The following is a 17,576-nucleotide window of genomic DNA, read 5'->3' on the forward strand; positions in this document are numbered from 1 at the left end:
TGCAGGCGACATTCGACTACCCAGGGACGGTTTCTCGTGAACGCCATTCAACCTGCCACTCCCCCTCTTTCTCAATTGGCCCTGCCCCACCCTGAGCATCGTCCAGGCCCCCGTCCGCAAGCGCTCGGGAGTGCGACGGACACGTCGCCTGCTGACGAACTGGACAATCCGGCCGCGCTGAAAAAAGCCTTTGCCGAACGCTGCAACTGGCAGGCACTGGCGACGGTGCTGCGCGGGCTGTTGAAGGAAGCCGTCGACACCGGCCAGGGAGATCGACACCGCGATGTCGAGCAGTTGCTGAGCGGCCGTACCCTGTCGGTGTGTGAAGACTCGGATTACTACCAACAGCACCCTCTGCCCCCCGCCCGCAGCGTCGTCGACCTTCGCACCTACCTCAACGGCAGCGGTTTACCCGTCCCGACCCGCATGGACGACCTGCTCGCGCTGTATCAGCTCGCGACCCGACACGCGCAGACCCATCCCCTGGGCAACTTCAGCGGCGCGCTGTCATGGCCGTTGCCCCTGAACACGCACGATCGGCAAACCATCATCGACCTGCTCGATGAACCCGGCTCAACCCTGCCCGGATTGCCATTGGCCGCGCGCAATAAAGGGGTGCTGGGTTATCTGCTGGCAGACAGCGACCTGGCGAACATTGACTTGAAGAAAACCAGCAACGCAACCGAGGCGCTGCTGGGCTCGGCGAGGGCGCAGGCGCTGGGCAAGGTCATTCAATCCAGGTTGGGTGGCATTGCGACGCCTGCCAGCGTCAACGATTACCTGCTGGCGGCCATCCAACTGAGCCTGGACCCCGAATCCCTCGGCACCCCGGCGCGCAACAGCGTCGCCGGTTTTGACCTTGGGCAACGCCAGCATTGGGGCAAACCCGCCGTCGAGGTGATCGAACGCTTGAGCCGGCACCTGGTGGTGCACGGGCGCACGACGGCGGCAGCGGCCGACCTGGCGGCCCGCGTATTGCTGGCCCGCGTCGCCCCACAGCACCTGGTCAAGGACATCCCGCCGAGCGTGACTTACGGCAGTATCCCCTGGACCCAACTGACAATCGCGGCGGCCAGGCTGGAAGCGCAGTCGCCAGGGCGCGTGCTCACGATGAGTTACAGCGAAGTGCTGGCCGCCGCCGAGTCCGTCGATGTCGATGCGGCGCTCATCCAACGCATTCAACGCGACGCGCTGAATGATTGGGCGGCGGTCAACGGCCTGTTGAATACCGACCCGCCGCCCACGGACGCGCAAATCCGACAACGCTTTATCACCAGGCAGGAGCATCTGCAGGCCACGGCCATCGCCCTTGCAACGCCTGTTCCAGAGCGCGAAGCGATGGCGCTGGAGCTGCTCAGGGCGCAGTTTCCCGGGGTCGCCGACAGCGTTTTCAAGGCCCAAAGCCTCGTCAAGGCCAGCTTGCGCGAAGGCCGGCCAGCTCGCTTCCCCGGCGAGCACTCGATGCTGGACATCGTGATGCAGGGCGACACGGTCGTGCACGACAAGGCAGAACACTGGGTCACCAACGACCCGCGGATTCCCATCCAGGCGTTCTGCGACAAGTCCGCCAGCGGCAAGCTGACCGTAGCCGATGCGTTCACCGAGGGTTACAGGCAGGCCATCGCCACCCTGGAAAAAGGCCACGCGGGCCTGACCCGATACCTGATCTCGACACTGCCGCCGCAGGATCGACAAAACCTCGAGTACGGCGCACTCGAGTTCTTTCATACCCACGAATACAAGATAGGCCTGGACTTCTCGACCAAGACCCTGAGCAAACGAGGGCATACCCTCGATGTAAAAACCACGCGCAATGGCCAGGTCAATGTGTATCGCATTGACACGCGCGCCGGCACGATTACCCAACATAATTACCTGGCGACAAGGTACTCGCCGCCCTACGCCGGGCTGGAAACCAGACACGCCAGCACTTTGTATAAAACCGTGGCCTTCAAGCCGTTCGAGGATGAACACACCGAACACGCCAGAGAGGCGATCGCCGCTTCGGACACGCCACAGGTATTTGACTCGGCGCGCACCGACTACATCGCCAAGGTGTTCGCACGTTCCCTGGACCTGCATAACGACGACCTGCTCCACCATGCCAGAGGCATGAACTCCTACGACCTGAGCGCCGCCGGCGATGACGCCGTCGGCGAATTCCTACTTAACCTGATCCCACTCAGGTCGGCCACGGTCAATTTCATGCACGGCCATGTTGCCGATGGCCTGCTTGACCTTGGCCTGGATGCGATCGGCCTGGTCACCCTGGGAATCGGCAAGGCCGGCCAAGCGGGCAAGGCGTTTGCCAAAGGTGTGACAAGCGTGGCCGGCGCGACAAAAGCGGCGCGCTTCCTGGGCACGGTCGCGGCCGAGGCGCTCAACCCGTTGAGTGGCACGGGCGACCTGCTCAGGCGTACGGGGGCGCTGGTGCGCAGCGGCGCCAGCGTCGGACGGCAGGCTATCCATGCACTCAGGGGTGCCAGCGGCAGCTACGACATGCTCAAGGCGGCCGGCACGCAGCATGGCCTGGCGGCCGTAGGCAGCTACCGGGCGGGCGATCTGCACCTGGAAGGCGCAGCGGTGTTCCGCAAGGGTCAGTGGCATGCCTACGACGCAGTCAAGGGGTTGCCCTATGGCGCGCCGCTGGAGCGCTTTCAACCCGCTGTCGCGGCGACTGGCGCAGACGTCAGAGTCCTTCAATCGCCGTCACTGTTGGACTACGAGGTCAGGGTCGAGCCCGCGGGGCTGCGGGTCAAGGGCCTGCAGGCCAACGTCTACGCCGGCCCCGGCAATAAAGAGTACGTAAAAATCGACGGCAGGCTCTATCAATCCAGGCTCGAGGACGGCCAGCGCGTGATCCTGCATCCCACCGCAGGCAGCGCCTCGATTGCCGTCCGGGATTTGGGCGGCGCGGGCTGGGAACCCTCGGTCACCGCCCAGCGTCTACTCGGCGGGCAGCCGGACACGTTGCCCAAATGGAAGCTTGACCAGAACACCTACATCGTCCCGATAGACGACATAAAAATACGCACCAATTCTGCCAATCCGTACACCCTCAACTACAACGGCATCAATCATATCGTCAGCTTCGACGGCCAGGTCGGCGCCTGGCGCGGAGGCGTCGATACGGACGGCAAAACACCCTTGTATTTCTGGCGAAGCGCAAAGAACAAGTGGCAACTGGGAACGCTCGCCAAAATGAAACAGGCCAGGCAGCTGGATGCCCATAGTTTCAGGTTTATCGACGCGCCGTCGCCGGCGGTATTGGAGGCGCCGAAAAACGTCAGAGCCATTCCCCGACAGATCCACTATTTCTGGGCCGGTGGCGATATACCTGCGGCAATGGTGAGCAACATGGCCAAAAACGCCGAGAAGATGCCTGGCTTCACCAGCCTTGTGCACGTCGATGCCGACACCCCGGCGCAGTTTCAGGCGATCAAGCGCCGGTTGGCTGCGGATGCGCCGGGGCTCAACGTGGTAAACCTGCAGGAAGAAGGCTTTTTTCAATCTCTGCAAAACACCGACATGTATGCGTATTTCCGTCGCGGCCAAGGCAAGAACCTCGCCGCCGCGTCCGACGTAGCGCGCTATCCGATGATGGATACCTACGGTGGAATCTACCTGGACACCGATGACCTGATCCAGGGTGCGGTGGGCCTACCGGGCCTGACTGCCGGAGACTCGGACGTGATGGTCAGCCGGCCGGTGACCCATAAGCTGAGCCACTACCGACCGTTCTTCAATACCAGCAACTTCGCCACCCAAGCGGACAACCCGGTCATCGCTGAAATGATCGCCGAGATGAATCGCCGCTTTACCCTGAACAAAACCTACTTCGAGACCAACCGCCCGACCACCACCCGGAACGCCAGCGGTACCGTCGACTACACCCCGGAGTTTCTGGCATATGAAGGCAGGATTTTTGAAACTGTCGGCCCCACGCTGTTTGACGACGTACTGAAGTCCCGACGTCCCGACATTTATGACATTGGTTTCGATGGCGTGAACAAGGAGACCCAGCAGATCAATGGCCGGCTTCAACCGGGCAAGGTGTTCGACCTGGAAAACCATATCCTTGAGTACTACGCGAGCAAAGGCATCAGCGCGCCTGAAGGGCTTCAACAGCGCATACAAGCGGCCAGGCAACACTACCTGACGTTCCGTGAGCAGCTGCAGATCAAGGTCGGTGGAGCGCATTCATGGATCGATTCGTGACTGCTCCGGGGCTTGAAGACGGGAGCGGGCTCAGCTCGCATCCCGTTCGGTCTTGAACAACCGGTACCAGAAAATCGCCACTTCGCGGGTCTGCGGATCGATGCCGCGATAGCGCAGGTGGTCGATTCCACCCATGACATAACCGCAGCGTTCATACAGGCGGCAGGCGCCGAGGTTGTTGTTCTGGGTTTCGAGCATCATGCCCGGCAGGCTTTTCTTGCGGCTCCAGAACTGCGCGACATCCAGCAGCGCCTTGGCCACCCCGTGTCGACGCGCATGCAAGGCCACCGCCAGCTCGTCGACATGGGCAAAGCCGTTCCAATTGGTGCTCACTACAATGTGCCCTACCGGCTCGTCGTCCAGATAGGCCATGAAAATTGCACTGTCGGGAGCATCGCGGAAACTGGCGAACTCTTCCGGGTCGATGCCGTAGCACTTGCGATACGGCAGGATGCGCTCCACCGACCATTGGTCCACGCGTTTGCCCATCTCCGGTATGCCGTAGGCGCTGACCTCGAAACTGAAGTCATTGCCCCACACATACGCATCAAAACCTGCGTCGGCGACCCGCACACTGAGCCCTGGGTACTTCGGGTTCATTACAGCTTGCATAACCATCCTTAACCCTTGATGCAATCGACGGTGTAACAACGACCACTGCCGTCGTCTTCGTGTTGTAACCCGTGAACATCCGCGACAAAACCTGGGAAGCTGCTATCGAATGTTCGAGCAAAAGCCAGGTAGTCGATGATAGAACGCGTCGACTCGGTGAAACGCTCGCCCGGCATGATCAACGGAATGCCCGGCGGATAAGGCACCAGCATCACGGCTGCAACGCGCCCTGGCAAGTTATCGATGGAAACGGCCTCGACTTCGCCCCGTACCAATTGGTCGTAGGCGTCGGCCGGTTTCATGGCGATTTCCGGCAACACCGTGTACATGCGCTTGAGGTGCCTGGCCGTGGCGTTGCTGCGGTAGCAACTGTGCAGTTGATTGCAGAGGTCGCGCAACCCCAGGCCCTGATAACGCACCGGCCCCTGGGCAAATACCGAGGGCAGGCAACTGGCCAGGCTGACATTGGCGTCGTAGTTGCGCTTGAACTCCAAAAGCTCGGTGAGCAAGGTACTCCATTTGCCTTTGGTGATGCCCATGGAAAACAGCACAAGAAAGGAATACAGGCCGGTCTTCTCCACCACCAGCCCACGCTCCCAAAGGAACTTGCTGACCACCGCGGCGGGAATCCCGCAGTCGCTCAACGCACCACCGGCCGAGAGGCCGGGCATGACCAGGGTGACTTTGATCGGGTCAAGCAGTACGTAGTCTTCGGCCACGTCGCCAAACCCATGCCAGTCATCCTGCGGGTGCAGCAGCCAATCCGCCGTGGCAACACGGTCGATGCCGGCCACCGACGGCGGCTGCCAGATGGAAAACCACCAGTCTTCTGCAGGCAGATGCTGGCGCAGGTTGGCCAGGGCGCGACGAAAGCTCAGGGCTTCGTCGAACATTTCCTGCAGCAGCGAGCGACCGGCAGGGCCTTCCATCATGGCCGAGGCGACGTCCAGCGAGGCGATAATGCTGTATTGCGGCGAGGTGGAGATATGCATCATGAACGCTTCATTGAAACGGTCACGGTCCAGTTGCCGGGCACCACCGTCCTGCACGTGGATCATCGATGCCTGGCTGAACGCCGCCAGCAGCTTGTGGGTTGAATGGGTACTGAACACCAGGGGGCTGTCTTTGGTGCGAGAGGTGCCCATGCCATAACGCCCGGCGAAAAACTCGTGAAACGCCGCATAGGCGTACCAGGCTTCGTCAAAATGCAGCACCTCGACGCTGCTGCCCAGTTGTTGTTTGATCAGCTCAGCGTTGTAGCACAGGCCGTCGTAGGTGGAATTGGTGACCACCGCCAGCTTCACCTTGGCGGGCCTGCCACGGGTCAACGGGCTGGCATCGATCTTGGCGCGGATCGACTCGGGGCTGAACTCGCTGAGTGGAATCGGGCCGATGATCCCCAGCTCATTGCGTTCCGGGCACAGGTACAACGGGATGGCGCCGGTCATGATGATCGAATGCAACACTGACTTGTGGCAGTTGCGATCCACCAGGACCAGGTCATCGCGACCGACCATGGAATGCCAGACGATCTTGTTGGCGGTGGAGGTGCCGTTGATCACAAAAAAGGTATGGTCGGCGCCAAAATTGCGCGCGGCGCGGGCCTCGGCTTCGGCCAGCGGGCCGGTATGGTCGAGCAGCGAGCCCAGTTCGGGTACCGAGACCGACAGGTCCGAGCGCAGGGTGTTTTCCCCGAAAAACTGATGGAACGCTTGCCCGACCGGGCTTTTACGATAAGCCACGCCGCCGCCATGACCAGGGGTGTGCCAGGAATAGTTGGAATCGGCGGTGTGTTGTACCAGGGCCTTGAAGAACGGCGGCAACAGGCCATCCAGGTACGTGCGCGCCGCGCGGGCCACCTGGCGGGCCAGAAACGGCACGGTGTCTTCGAACAGGTAAAGAATGCCGCGCAGTTGGTTGAGTTCGCTCATGGCATCGGCCGGGGCGTTCTCCAGGGTGACCTGCTCGCCCAGGGCGAAGATCGGCAGGTTCGGCGCGCGCAGCCGTGCCAGGCGGATCAGTTCCACCATATTTTGCAGCAGGTGAGTGTTTTCTCCGGCACCCTCGGCGGCGATCAGCATGCACGCCAGGCCGTGATGGGTAGACGCCACCAGTCGGCCTTCGGCGTAGTCCACGGCGGAGAAAATACTGAAGCCCTCCTGTTCCAACTCCTGGGCGATTCCCCTGACCCGGTCACCGGCAACGGTGTCGGCCTTGATGTCGCGGTGCACGATAAGGATGGGGAACTTCAGGTCTTTGTACATGAGGGCTTGTAGTCCTGAGGGCTATGCACTCAAGGGTAGAAGCTGGGAGCGGATGTGGCGAATGAAGATTTTGGCGACCAGGGCGATCAACAGTGGAAGGGAGCGAGCCCCTCCCGCATTACTGTTGGGTCAGCTGGGTCCACAACGCGGGCGCACCCGCCGACTTGGCAATCGCTTCCAGCCGTGCCGCATGCTCGGCCAGGTCCTGCTCGCTGGCGCGGATAATGGTCGTGGGTCTGCGGTCGGCCGGCAGGCGGCGAATTTCCGAAGCGCGATTGCCCGAGCCTTCGGCCGAGCCGGCGCCATCGGACGCATTACCGGCCAGGGACAGGCTGGTTTGCCCGCCGGTCATGGTCAGGTAAACGTCGGCGAGAATCTCGGAGTCAAGCAAGGCGCCGTGGAGTTCACGGCCGGAGTTGTCGACGCCATAGCGTTTGCACAAGGCATCGAGGCTGTTGCGCTGGCCCGGGTGACGCTCGCGCGCCATCATCAGGGTGTCGAGGATCGAGCAGTGCCTGGAGATATCAGCGCGGTCGGTCTGCCCCATCAGGGCGAATTCGTTGTTGATGAAGCCGACGTCGAACGCCGCGTTGTGGATGATCAGTTGGGCGCCGTTGATGAACTCGAAGAACTCATCGGCCACTTCGGCGAAACGCGGCTTGCCCTTGAGAAATTCGTCGGTAATACCGTGAACGGCAATCGCGCCTTCATCGCTGTCACGGTCCGGTTGCAGGTACACGTGGAAGTGACGGCCGGTGAGGCGGCGACCCATGAGTTCGACGCAGCCGATTTCAATGATCCGGTGACCATCGGTCACCGGCATGCCGGTGGTTTCGGTATCGAGTACAACGGATCGGATGGCCATCAGGGTTCAGCTCTCAACGGTGTGGTGTAGTTCAAAGCGCGCGATCTTAACACGTCGCCCGGCATCAGCCCTGCTTGTAGCCGCGCACTTCGTCGACGCCACGGTTGGCCAATTGATCGGCGCGTTCGTTGCCAGGGTGGCCGATGTGACCGCGCACCCACTTCCAGGTGATGTCATGGCGATTGCATTGCTCATCGAGCAATTGCCACAGGTCGGCGTTTTTAACCGGTTCCTTGGCTGCGGTTTTCCAGCCGCGCTTCTTCCAGTTGACCATCCACTCGTTGATGCCCTTCATCACGTATTGCGAGTCGGTCACCAGCAGTACGTTGCAACGGCGCTTGAGCTCTTCCAGGCCGCGTATTGCGCCCATCAGCTCCATGCGATTGTTGGTGGTGTTGGCTTCGCCGCCCCACAATTCCTTCTCGACGCCCTTGCACACCAGCAAGGCGCCCCAGCCGCCAGGGCCCGGGTTGCCTTTGCAGGCGCCATCGGTGAAGAGTTCTACGCTATCGGTCATCGGTTGCTCGGTCTGAAATCAAAAGAAGTTTTACGCTTGGCTTTGCTTGCGGTTGACCTTGGCCATCGGCATCGGCACCAGCTTGCCGATGGGTTCGCGGCGCGCCTGGCGTACCGGTCGCAACCCGACGGCGATCTTGCGCGCCACCAATAGATAGAAGCCGCCGCCCGACAGTTGCCAGGCACCCGCCCTGCGCTCCCAACCCGCCAGGCGCGTCTGCCACTTGGCCGAGGCAAGCGGCGGACGATAGCACCCGAAGCGGCGTTTCTCCAGCGCAAAGCCCAGCAGGTTCAGCCAGTCCCCCACTCGCGACGGCGCGATGCAGCGCGCCTGGCGCAGGCCGTCGTGGGCGAATACATGGCGCAGGCCCCAACTGCTCCAGGGGTTGATCCCGACAATCAGCAAATGGCCACCCGGGCGCACGCTGCTGGCCGCTTCACGCAGCAGACCATGGGGCGACAGGCAGAAATCCAGGCCGTGCTGCAGCACCACCACATCGGCAGCGTGCTCGCTCAACGGCCACGCCTGCTCCTCGCACACGATCTCCACCCCGGGCAACGGTGCGCCCAGGCGCACATTGCGCTGCACTTGCGGCGCGGCGGGCGGCGTCTGGGCCGACGGCCCGTAATGCACCAGGTAACCACCGAAGAACCGGCCCAGCTCGTCTTCGAGCATGCGCCGCTCTTCGTCCAGCAGAAATTGCCCGATCGGCCCGGACAACCATTCGCGGGCCGCACCGATCAAGGCCAGCCACTCGGGATCGGCCTGGGCGAACGCTTTATCAGTCATTGCATTCTCCAACTCGCCTGGACGTTCTAAGATGCACCAATGTGTTCAGCTTGGCGAATCGAAGAATGATACAGATCAGTGCCCTGCCCGCCTTCACCGATAACTACATCTGGTTGTTACAAGACCCGGATACCCAGCGTTGCGCCGTGGTCGATCCCGGCGATGCCGCGCCGGTGCTGGCCTGGCTCAGGCAAAACCCGGAATGGAGCCTCAGCGACATTCTCATCACGCATCACCACCACGACCATGTCGGCGGTGTCGAGCAGTTGAAAAGTGCAACGAACGCCAAGGTCTACGGGCCGGCGGACGAAACCATCCCAGGCCGGGACGTCGCCCTCAAGGACAATACCCGCATTACCGCGCTGGGCCTGGATTTCGATGTATACACCGTACCCGGCCACACGCTCGGCCATATCGCCTACTACCATCGGGGTATGCTGTTCTGCGGCGATACCCTGTTTGCCGCCGGCTGCGGCCGCCTGTTCGAAGGCACGCCCGAGCAGATGCACGCCTCGCTGCAACGCCTGGCCGCCCTGCCCGATGACACGCAGGTGTATTGCACCCACGAATACACCCAAAGCAATCTCACATTCGCCCAGGCGGTAGAGCCGCACAACGCCGACATTGCCGAACGGGTGGAAGAGGTCCGACAACGGCGCGCCCGCGGCGAGATGACGCTGCCGTCCAACCTGGCCCTGGAAAAGCGCACCAATCCGTTTCTGCGCACCGCTGAAACATCCGTTAAACAAAAAGCGGACGAACGGAACGGACGCGACAACCGCTCTGGGGCCGAGGTATTTGCCAGCCTGAGGGCATGGAAAGATAAGTTCTAAGTCGATGCAATCTGATACGCAATTTCTGAATGGTTGACCGCAACCCAAGTGCTTTCTAGAATCGCCCGACATTTTTGCCCGGAACTTACTTCCAGCCAATGTCGTCATCTATTCGTAAATCCAACCATTCAGACGCATTGACCCGCCTGGCTCAAGCTGTGGCGGTGGCTGTGTCCGCCACATTGGCGGGCTGCCAATCGACGAATTACGCCGCACAATCCACCGTGCAACCCAAACCCAACCTTGCCGCCAAGATCAAGCAAAAACCGATCTGGCTCTCCGAGAAACCCAGCCCCGAAGTGCCCCAGGACGTGTGGGAACGCATGCGCCGGGGCTTTCAATTGCAGGAAGGCCTGGGCGTCAACCCGCGCATCGAGCAACAGCGCCTGTGGTTCGCCAGCAACCCCTCCTTTCTCGAAAACGCCGGCGAACGCGGCAGCCTCTACATTCATTACATCGTCGAACGTCTTGAAGAACGCAACATGCCGCTGGAGCTGGCGCTGCTGCCGGTGATCGAAAGTGCCTACAACCCGATGGCCTACTCGCGCAGCGATGCGGTCGGCCTGTGGCAGTTCATCCCCTCCACCGGGCGCTACTTCAACCTGCGCCAGACCCGCGCCTACGATGGACGCCGGGACATCACCGCCTCCACCACCGCCGCCCTGGACTACCTGACCCGCCTGCACGACATGTTCAACGGCGACTGGCTGCTGGCCCTGGCCGCCTACAACGCCGGCGAAGGCACCGTCAGCCGGGCCATCGAGCGCAACGAGAAGCTCGGCCTGCCCACGGACTACTGGAACCTGCCCCTGCCCCAGGAAACCAAGGACTACGTGCCCAAGTTCCTGGCACTGTCCCAAGTGGTACTGGCGCCCGAAGCGTATGGCGTCAACCTGAACCCGATTGCCAACACACCGTATTTCGAAGTGGTGGAAGTCAAGCAGAGCATGGACCTGTCCCGGGTCGCCGCCCTGGCTGAAATCGACGAAGACGAACTGTTCCAGCTCAATCCGGCACTCAAGCAACGCACCACCCTCGACGGCCCGCAGCATCTGTTGGTGCCAAGTTCCAAGGCACAACTGCTCACCAGCACCCTGTCGACGATGAAGCCTGAAGAATTGCTGGCGATGCGCCCGAAAAAGCAGGTATTCGACGAAGTTGAAACCGCACGTGTGGCCGGGCGTACCCGCAGCTACAAGGTGCGCAGCGGCGACAACCTGACACTGATCGCCAAGGCCAACAAGGTCGACGTGCATGACCTGCAGCGCTGGAACCAGCTCAACGGCCAGGCGCTCAAAGTCGGCCAGACCCTGGTGATGCAGGACACTCGCAAGGCGGTGGCCAAGGCCGACAGCAAAAAGCCGGTGCAGTACAAGGTCAAGAAAGGCGACTCTCTGTACATCGTCGCCAAGCGCTTCAACGTCGAGATGCAACATCTCAAGCGCTGGAACCCACGCACCGGCCAGGCGCTGAAGCCAGGCCAGATGCTGGTCGTTTCCGGGCCCCGCTAACGCCTGAAGAACGCCGCAGAACCCATGTGGGAGGGGGCTTGCCCCCGATGGCAGTGTGCCAGTCACCGGATTCACTGGCTGACACACCAACATCGGGGGCAAGCCCCCTCCCACATTGCTCTCCAGTGTTTGCGACTGTCTTTTTCCAACCGGAACAAGCTGTTACTGTACCGATCATAAAGCCCAAGCCGCCTGGATCGGATCTCTGACTTGAAGCGTCCCCTCCTTCTACTAATAAGTCTGGCCTTGAGCTTTGCTGCCAACGCGACGATTACCGAAAGCCACGGTTACGCGCAGTTCGGCACGCTCAAGTACCCGGCCAAATTCACCCACTTCGACTGGGTAAACCCTGCGGCGCCCAAAGGCGGCACCCTGCGGGTGATGGGGTTTGGCACCTTCGATACGCTCAATCCCTACACGTTCAAGGGCTCAAGCCCGGTTTCCACGCCCAATTTCTCGCAATACGGTATCAATGAGCTCAACGAGCCGTTGATGGTCGGCACCGGCCAATACGCGCCGTCCGGCGATGAACCCACCTCCAGCTATGGCCTGATTGCGCAATCGGTGGAGTACAGCGAGGACCGCAGCTGGGTGGTGTTCAATCTGCGCCCGGAAGCACGTTTCCATGACGGCAAGCCGATCACCGCCGATGACGTGGCGTTTTCCTATCGTACCCTGCTCACCGAGGGCCATCCGCAATACCGCACCAATCTGCAGGAAGTTGCGCGGGTGGATGTGCTCAACCCTCACCGAATCCGCTTTGTGTTCAAGCGCGCGGGCAACCCGCTGCTGATCCTGCGCCTGGGCGAGCTGCCGGTGTTGCCGCAGCATTACTGGAAGAACCGCGACTTCAAGGCCACCACCTTCGAACCCCCGCTGGGCAGCGGGCCGTACCGTATCAGCAAGGTTACGCCGGGCCGGCAACTGGTGTTCGAACGGGTCAAGGATTACTGGGGCAAGGACCTGCCGGTTAACCGGGGCTTCTACAACTATGACAAGGTCGACGTGGAGTTCTACCGCGACAGCGATGTCGCCTTCGAAGCGTTCAAGGCCGGCGAGTTCGACATCTATATCGAGCACCAGGCCAAGAACTGGTCCAATGGCTACACCTTCCCGGCGGTCAACCGCGGCGATGTGATCAAGGCGCAGATCGCCCACCAGATCCCGACCCAGAGCCAGGGTCTGTTCATGAACACACGACGCCCGACCTTCAGCCAGGTCAAGGTACGTGAAGCCCTGGGGATGATGTTCGACTTCGAGTGGACCAACCGCACCCTGTTCAGCGGCGCCTACAAACGCACCTTGAGCTACTACCCCAACAGCGAGTTCGCAGCGACTGGCGTGCCGGTGGGTCATGAATGGCTGATGCTCTCGCCCTACCGCGAACAGTTGCCAGCCAGTCTGTTTACTCAGCCCTTCAGCCTGCCCCAGACCGATGGGCGCGGCATCCCCCGCGAGACCTTGCGGCGTGCCCTGGCGTTGCTGGGCGAGGCCGGCTGGAAACTGTCCGGCCAACGCCTGCTCAACAAGGAGGGGCAGCCGCTGCGTTTCGAGATTCTGCTGGTCAACCCGAACCTGGAACGGATTCTGCAACCTTATATCGAGAACCTGATCAGCATCGGCGTCGATGCGCACCTGCGTACCGTCGACCGCGCCCAGTATAAGCAGCGCCTGGATCAGTTCGACTTCGACATGATCCTCATCACCCTCAACCAGACCTTGAGCCCCGGCCTGGAACAGTGGCAGTACTTCCACTCCAGCCAGGCCGCGATCAAGGGCAGCAAGAACTACGCCGGCATCGCCAACCCTGTGGTCGACCACCTGCTGGAACAACTGCTGGCGGCGCAGACCCGCGACGAACAATTGGCCGCCGGCCGCGCCCTGGACCGGGTGCTGCTGTGGCAGCACTACAGCATTCCCAACTGGTACCTCAACTATCATCGCCTGGCCTACCGCAACCGGTTCGCCTTTGTCACCACGCCGCCCTACAGCCTGGGCCTGAGCGCGTGGTGGCTGAAAGCTTCGGAGAAAGCCCAATGATGTACTTGCGTACTGCACTCGCCAGCCTGTTGCTGTGCACCGCAGCCCATGCCGCGCCGCAACATGCGCTGACGCTCTACAACGAGCCGCCGAAATACCCGGCGGACTTCAAGCACACCGATTACGTCAACCCCGACGCCCCCAAGGGCGGCACGTTCCGCGAATCGAGCCTGTCCGGTTTTGACAGTTTCAACCCGTTTATCAGCAAAGGCGTGCCCGCCGACAATATCGGGCTGATCTACGACACCCTGGCTACCCAGAGCCTGGACGAGCCCTTCACTGAGTACGGCCTGGTGGCCGGCAAAATCGAAAAGGCCCCGGACAACAGCTGGGTGCGCTTCTACCTGCGCCCCGAGGCACGTTTCCACGACGGCCACCCCATGCGCGCCGACGACGTGGTGTTCAGTTTCCAGACCTTGATCAAGGACGGCACCCCGCTCTACCGCACTTACTATGCCGATGTCGACGAAGTGATCGCCGAGGACCCGCTGCGGGTACTGTTCAAGTTCAAGCGCACCAATAACCGCGAACTGCCACTGATCCTCGGCCAGTTGCCGGTATTGCCCAAGCACTGGTGGGCCACGCGGGACTTCAACAAAGGCAACCTGGAGTTCCCCCTCGGCAGCGGCCCCTACAAAGTGGCGGAGGTCAACGCCGGACGCTCGGTACGCTATGAGCGCGTCAAGGACTACTGGGGTAAAGACCTGCCGATCAACAAAGGCCTGTACAACTTCGACCAACGCGTCACCGACTATTACCGCGATGCGACGGTGGCCCTGGAGGCGCTCAAGGCCGGGCAATTCGACTATTGGTCGGAGTTCAGCGCGAAGAACTGGGCCAACGCCTACAACGTGCCCGCCGTGGCGCAAGGCCGCCTGATCAAGGAAGAAATCCCCAACGGCAACCCCACCGGCATGCAGGGCTTCGTGTTCAACACGCGCAAGCCGATGTTCCAGGATGTGCGGGTGCGCAAGGCCATCAGCCTGCTGCTGGACTTTGAATGGAGCAACAAGCAGCTGTTCAACGGCGCCTACACGCGCACCCGCAGCTATTTCGAAAACTCCGACATGGCTGCCACCGGCCTGCCCGGCCCCGACGAATTGAAAATTCTCGAACCGCTGCGCGATAAAATCCCGCCGCAGGTGTTTACCGAAGCGTTCGAACCGGCCAGAACCGACGGCAGCGGGATGATTCGCGCCCAGCAGCGCGAGGCCTACCAACTCTTGCAGGAGGCCGGCTGGAAAATCGTCGACGACAAGATGGTCGACACCACCGGCAAACCGGTGACCATCGAATTCCTGTTGGCCCAGACCGAGTTCGAACGCATCCTGCTGCCGTTCAAGCGCAACCTGGCCGACCTGGGTATCGACCTGGTGATTCGCCGAGTGGACGTGTCGCAGTTCGTCACCCGCCTGCGTTCGCGGGACTTTGACATGCTGGTGGGCAGTTTTCCGCAATCCTCGTCGCCAGGTAACGAACAGCGCGAGTTCTGGAAATCCACCAGTGCCGACAAGCCGGGCAGCCGCAATTACATGGGCCTCAAAGACCCGGCGGTCGACGAATTGGTGGAGGCGCTGATCGATTCCGACTCCCGTGACAGCCTGATCGCTCACGCCAGAGCACTGGACCGAGTGCTGCAATTTGGCTACTACGTGATTCCAAACTGGCACATCAAGACGTTCCGCGTGGCCTATTGGAACCACCTCGGTCATCCCAAAGTGTCGCCGCTGTACGATGTTGGCGTGTCCACCTGGTGGAGCAAGCCCAACGTACCCCCCGCCGTGCCATCGGCCCCCCAGACGAACGCCGAAGCGGCGAGCGGAGGCAATTGAATGCTGGCCTATATCATTCGCCGCCTGTTGTTGATTATCCCGACGCTGTTCGGGATCCTGCTGATCAACTTCGTCATCATCCAGGCCGCCCCCGGAGGCCCGGTGGAGCAGATGATCGCCAAGCTCGAAGGCTTTGAGGGCGCCACCAGCCGGATCGCCGGCGGCGGCGCCGAGGTCGCGGTAGCCGGCTCCAGTTACCGTGGCGCCCAGGGTCTGGACCCGGCGCTGATCAAGGAAATCGAGAAGATGTACGGCTTCGACAAGTCGGCGCCGGAACGCTTGTGGATCATGATCAAGAACTACGCGCGCCTGGATTTCGGCGACAGCTTCTTCCGGGACGCCAAGGTCATCGATCTGATCAAGGAAAAAATGCCGGTGTCCATCTCCCTCGGGCTATGGAGCACGCTGATCATGTACCTGGTATCGATCCCACTGGGGATCGCCAAGGCCACGCGGCACGGCAGCCATTTCGACGTGTGGACCAGCTCGGCGATCATCGTCGGCTATGCGATCCCGGCGTTCCTGTTTGCGATCCTGCTGATCGTGGTGTTCGCCGGCGGCAGCTATTTCGACTGGTTCCCGCTGCGTGGCCTTACCTCCAACAACTTCGACGAGTTGAGTTGGGGCGGCAAGATCCTCGATTATTTCTGGCACCTGGCATTGCCGATCACGGCGCTGGTGATCGGCAACTTTGCCACCATGACCCTGCTCACCAAAAACAGCTTTCTCGACGAGATCAACAAGCAGTACGTGATCACCGCCAAGGCCAAGGGCCTGACCAACCACCGCGTGCTCTATGGCCATGTGTTTCGTAACGCGATGCTGCTGGTGATCGCCGGTTTCCCCTCGGCGTTCATCGGGATTTTCTTCACCGGCTCGTTGCTGGTGGAGGTGATTTTCTCCCTGGACGGCCTGGGCCTGATGAGTTTCGAAGCGGCGATCAACCGCGATTACCCGGTGGTATTCGGCACGCTGTTTATTTTCACCCTGCTGGGGCTGATCGTGAAACTGATCGGTGACCTCACCTACACCCTGGTCGATCCGCGCATCGACTTTGCCAGCCGGGAGCATTGAGATGAACCTGTCCCCCCTCAATCGCCGCCGGTTCGAACGGTTCAAGGCCAACAAGCGTGGCTGGTGGTCGCTGTGGCTGTTCCTGACGCTGTTCGTGCTCAGCCTGGGCGCGGAGCTGATCGCCAACGACAAACCGCTGGCGGTGCACTACGACGGCGGCTGGTATTTCCCCGCACTCAAGCGCTACCCCGAGACCACGTTCGGCGGCGAATTCCCGCTGGAGGCCAACTACAAGAGTCCGTATATCCAGGAACTGCTCAAGGCCAAGGACGCCTGGACCCTGTGGGCGCCGATTCCGTTCAGCTACCAGAGCATCAACTACGATCTCAAGGTGCCTGCTCCCGCGCCGCCGTCGTCGGTCAACCTGCTGGGCACCGATGACCAGGGCCGCGACGTGCTGGCGCGGGTCATCTACGGCTTTCGGGTGTCGGTGCTGTTTGCCCTCACCTTGACCGTGCTCAGCTCGATTATCGGCGTGATCGCAGGGGCGTTGCAGGGTTTCTACGGCGGCTGGGTCGATCTGGCCGGGCAGCGCTTCCTGGAGATCTGGTCCGGGTTGCCGGTGCTGTACCTGCTGATCATCCTCGCCAGTTTCGTGCAACCTAACTTCTGGTGGCTGCTGGGGATCATGCTGCTGTTTTCGTGGATGAGCCTGGTGGACGTGGTGCGCGCCGAGTTCCTGCGCGGGCGCAATCTGGAATACGTGCGCGCGGCAAGGGCGCTGGGCATGCAGAACGGCGCGATCATGTTCCGCCACATCCTGCCCAATGCCATGGTTTCGACCATGACCTTTATGCCGTTCATTCTTACCGGCGCCATCGGCACCCTCACCGCCCTGGACTTCCTCGGCTTTGGCCTGCCCGCCGGCTCACCGTCGCTGGGCGAATTGGTAGCCCAGGGCAAATCCAACCTGCAGGCGCCGTGGCTGGGCATGAGCGCCTTTGCCGTGCTGGCGATCATGTTGAGTCTGCTGGTGTTTATCGGCGAGTCCGCTCGCGATGCCTTCGACCCGAGGAAATGA

The 17,576-nt window shown here is 61.5% G+C and carries 12 protein-coding genes; 7 read left to right on the forward strand and 5 right to left on the reverse strand.

The features are described 5' to 3' along the window. Window positions 1–36 precede the first annotated feature (36 nt). Window positions 37–4,218, forward strand: coding sequence for a glycosyltransferase (locus tag QRN10_RS10110; protein WP_285428329.1), 4,182 nt, complete (start codon window positions 37–39; stop codon window positions 4,216–4,218). Between the two features lie 30 nt (window positions 4,219–4,248). On the opposite strand, the gene QRN10_RS10115 is transcribed toward QRN10_RS10110, so the two are convergent. The 5 genes from QRN10_RS10115 to QRN10_RS10135 form a co-directional block, all read right to left on the reverse strand. Beyond that, window positions 4,249–4,818 carry a GNAT family N-acetyltransferase gene (locus QRN10_RS10115; protein WP_181077351.1) on the reverse strand — a complete coding sequence of 190 codons (570 nt, stop codon included), beginning with the start codon at window positions 4,816–4,818 and terminating at the stop codon, window positions 4,249–4,251. Window positions 4,819–4,838: 20 nt separating this feature from the next. Then, complete coding sequence (locus QRN10_RS10120; RefSeq protein ID WP_285428330.1) at window positions 4,839–7,094, reverse strand: Orn/Lys/Arg family decarboxylase; 2,256 nt, start codon at window positions 7,092–7,094, stop codon at window positions 4,839–4,841. 118 nt (window positions 7,095–7,212) lie between these two features. After that, on the reverse strand, window positions 7,213–7,953 hold the full coding sequence (gene dnaQ, locus QRN10_RS10125; protein WP_253511825.1) for a DNA polymerase III subunit epsilon: 741 nt from the start codon (window positions 7,951–7,953) through the stop codon (window positions 7,213–7,215). Window positions 7,954–8,023: 70 nt separating this feature from the next. Then, window positions 8,024–8,476, reverse strand: coding sequence for a ribonuclease HI (gene rnhA / locus QRN10_RS10130; protein ID WP_034097030.1), 453 nt, complete (start codon window positions 8,474–8,476; stop codon window positions 8,024–8,026). Between the two features lie 30 nt (window positions 8,477–8,506). Beyond that, window positions 8,507–9,265 (reverse strand): class I SAM-dependent methyltransferase, encoded by a 759-nt coding sequence (locus QRN10_RS10135; RefSeq protein WP_181077190.1) that lies wholly within the window; start codon window positions 9,263–9,265, stop codon window positions 8,507–8,509. Window positions 9,266–9,330: 65 nt separating this feature from the next. Between QRN10_RS10135 and gloB the strand changes: the two genes are divergently transcribed. The 6 genes from gloB (at window position 9,331) to QRN10_RS10165 (ending at window position 17,576) form a co-directional block, all read left to right on the forward strand. Next, a complete protein-coding gene (gene gloB / locus QRN10_RS10140; RefSeq protein ID WP_285428331.1) occupies window positions 9,331–10,098 on the forward strand; it encodes a hydroxyacylglutathione hydrolase in 768 nt (255 codons plus the stop codon). Window positions 10,099–10,196: 98 nt separating this feature from the next. Next, the gene (locus tag QRN10_RS10145; RefSeq protein ID WP_285428332.1) at window positions 10,197–11,609 is read left to right on the forward strand and encodes a transglycosylase SLT domain-containing protein; all 1,413 of its coding nucleotides are present in this window, start codon (window positions 10,197–10,199) and stop codon (window positions 11,607–11,609) included. Between the two features lie 210 nt (window positions 11,610–11,819). Further along, entirely contained in the window at window positions 11,820–13,649 is a 1,830-nt protein-coding gene (locus tag QRN10_RS10150; RefSeq protein WP_181077184.1) for an extracellular solute-binding protein, read from the forward strand. Continuing rightward, complete coding sequence (locus QRN10_RS10155) at window positions 13,646–15,481, forward strand: extracellular solute-binding protein (RefSeq protein WP_253506920.1); 1,836 nt, start codon at window positions 13,646–13,648, stop codon at window positions 15,479–15,481. Before QRN10_RS10150 ends, QRN10_RS10155 begins: the two co-directional genes overlap by 4 nt. Next, the gene (locus QRN10_RS10160) at window positions 15,482–16,555 is read left to right on the forward strand and encodes a microcin C ABC transporter permease YejB (RefSeq protein WP_181077181.1); all 1,074 of its coding nucleotides are present in this window, start codon (window positions 15,482–15,484) and stop codon (window positions 16,553–16,555) included. 1 nt (window position 16,556) lies between these two features. Next, window positions 16,557–17,576, forward strand: a complete 1,020-nt coding sequence (locus QRN10_RS10165; protein ID WP_181077179.1) for an ABC transporter permease — start codon at window positions 16,557–16,559, stop codon at window positions 17,574–17,576.

It is taken from the genome of Pseudomonas sp. lyk4-R2A-8 (assembly GCF_030209095.1).
In the GTDB taxonomy this organism is placed as follows: domain Bacteria; phylum Pseudomonadota; class Gammaproteobacteria; order Pseudomonadales; family Pseudomonadaceae; genus Aquipseudomonas; species Aquipseudomonas quebecensis.

Bases quoted from the DNA above. Each gene is read 5' to 3' on its own strand.
- QRN10_RS10120 (WP_285428330.1), bottom strand. From the start codon at position 7,094: ATGTACAAAGACCTGAAGTTCCCCATCCTTATCGTGCACCGCGACATC.
- QRN10_RS10155 (WP_253506920.1), top strand. From the start codon at position 13,646: ATGATGTACTTGCGTACTGCACTCGCCAGCCTGTTGCTGTGCACCGCA.
- rnhA (WP_034097030.1), bottom strand. From the start codon at position 8,476: ATGACCGATAGCGTAGAACTCTTCACCGATGGCGCCTGCAAAGGCAAC.
- QRN10_RS10160 (WP_181077181.1), top strand. From the start codon at position 15,482: ATGCTGGCCTATATCATTCGCCGCCTGTTGTTGATTATCCCGACGCTG.
- QRN10_RS10135 (WP_181077190.1), bottom strand. From the start codon at position 9,265: ATGACTGATAAAGCGTTCGCCCAGGCCGATCCCGAGTGGCTGGCCTTG.
- QRN10_RS10115 (WP_181077351.1), bottom strand. From the start codon at position 4,818: ATGAACCCGAAGTACCCAGGGCTCAGTGTGCGGGTCGCCGACGCAGGT.
- QRN10_RS10165 (WP_181077179.1), top strand. From the start codon at position 16,557: ATGAACCTGTCCCCCCTCAATCGCCGCCGGTTCGAACGGTTCAAGGCC.
- gloB (WP_285428331.1), top strand. From the start codon at position 9,331: ATGATACAGATCAGTGCCCTGCCCGCCTTCACCGATAACTACATCTGG.
- QRN10_RS10145 (WP_285428332.1), top strand. From the start codon at position 10,197: ATGTCGTCATCTATTCGTAAATCCAACCATTCAGACGCATTGACCCGC.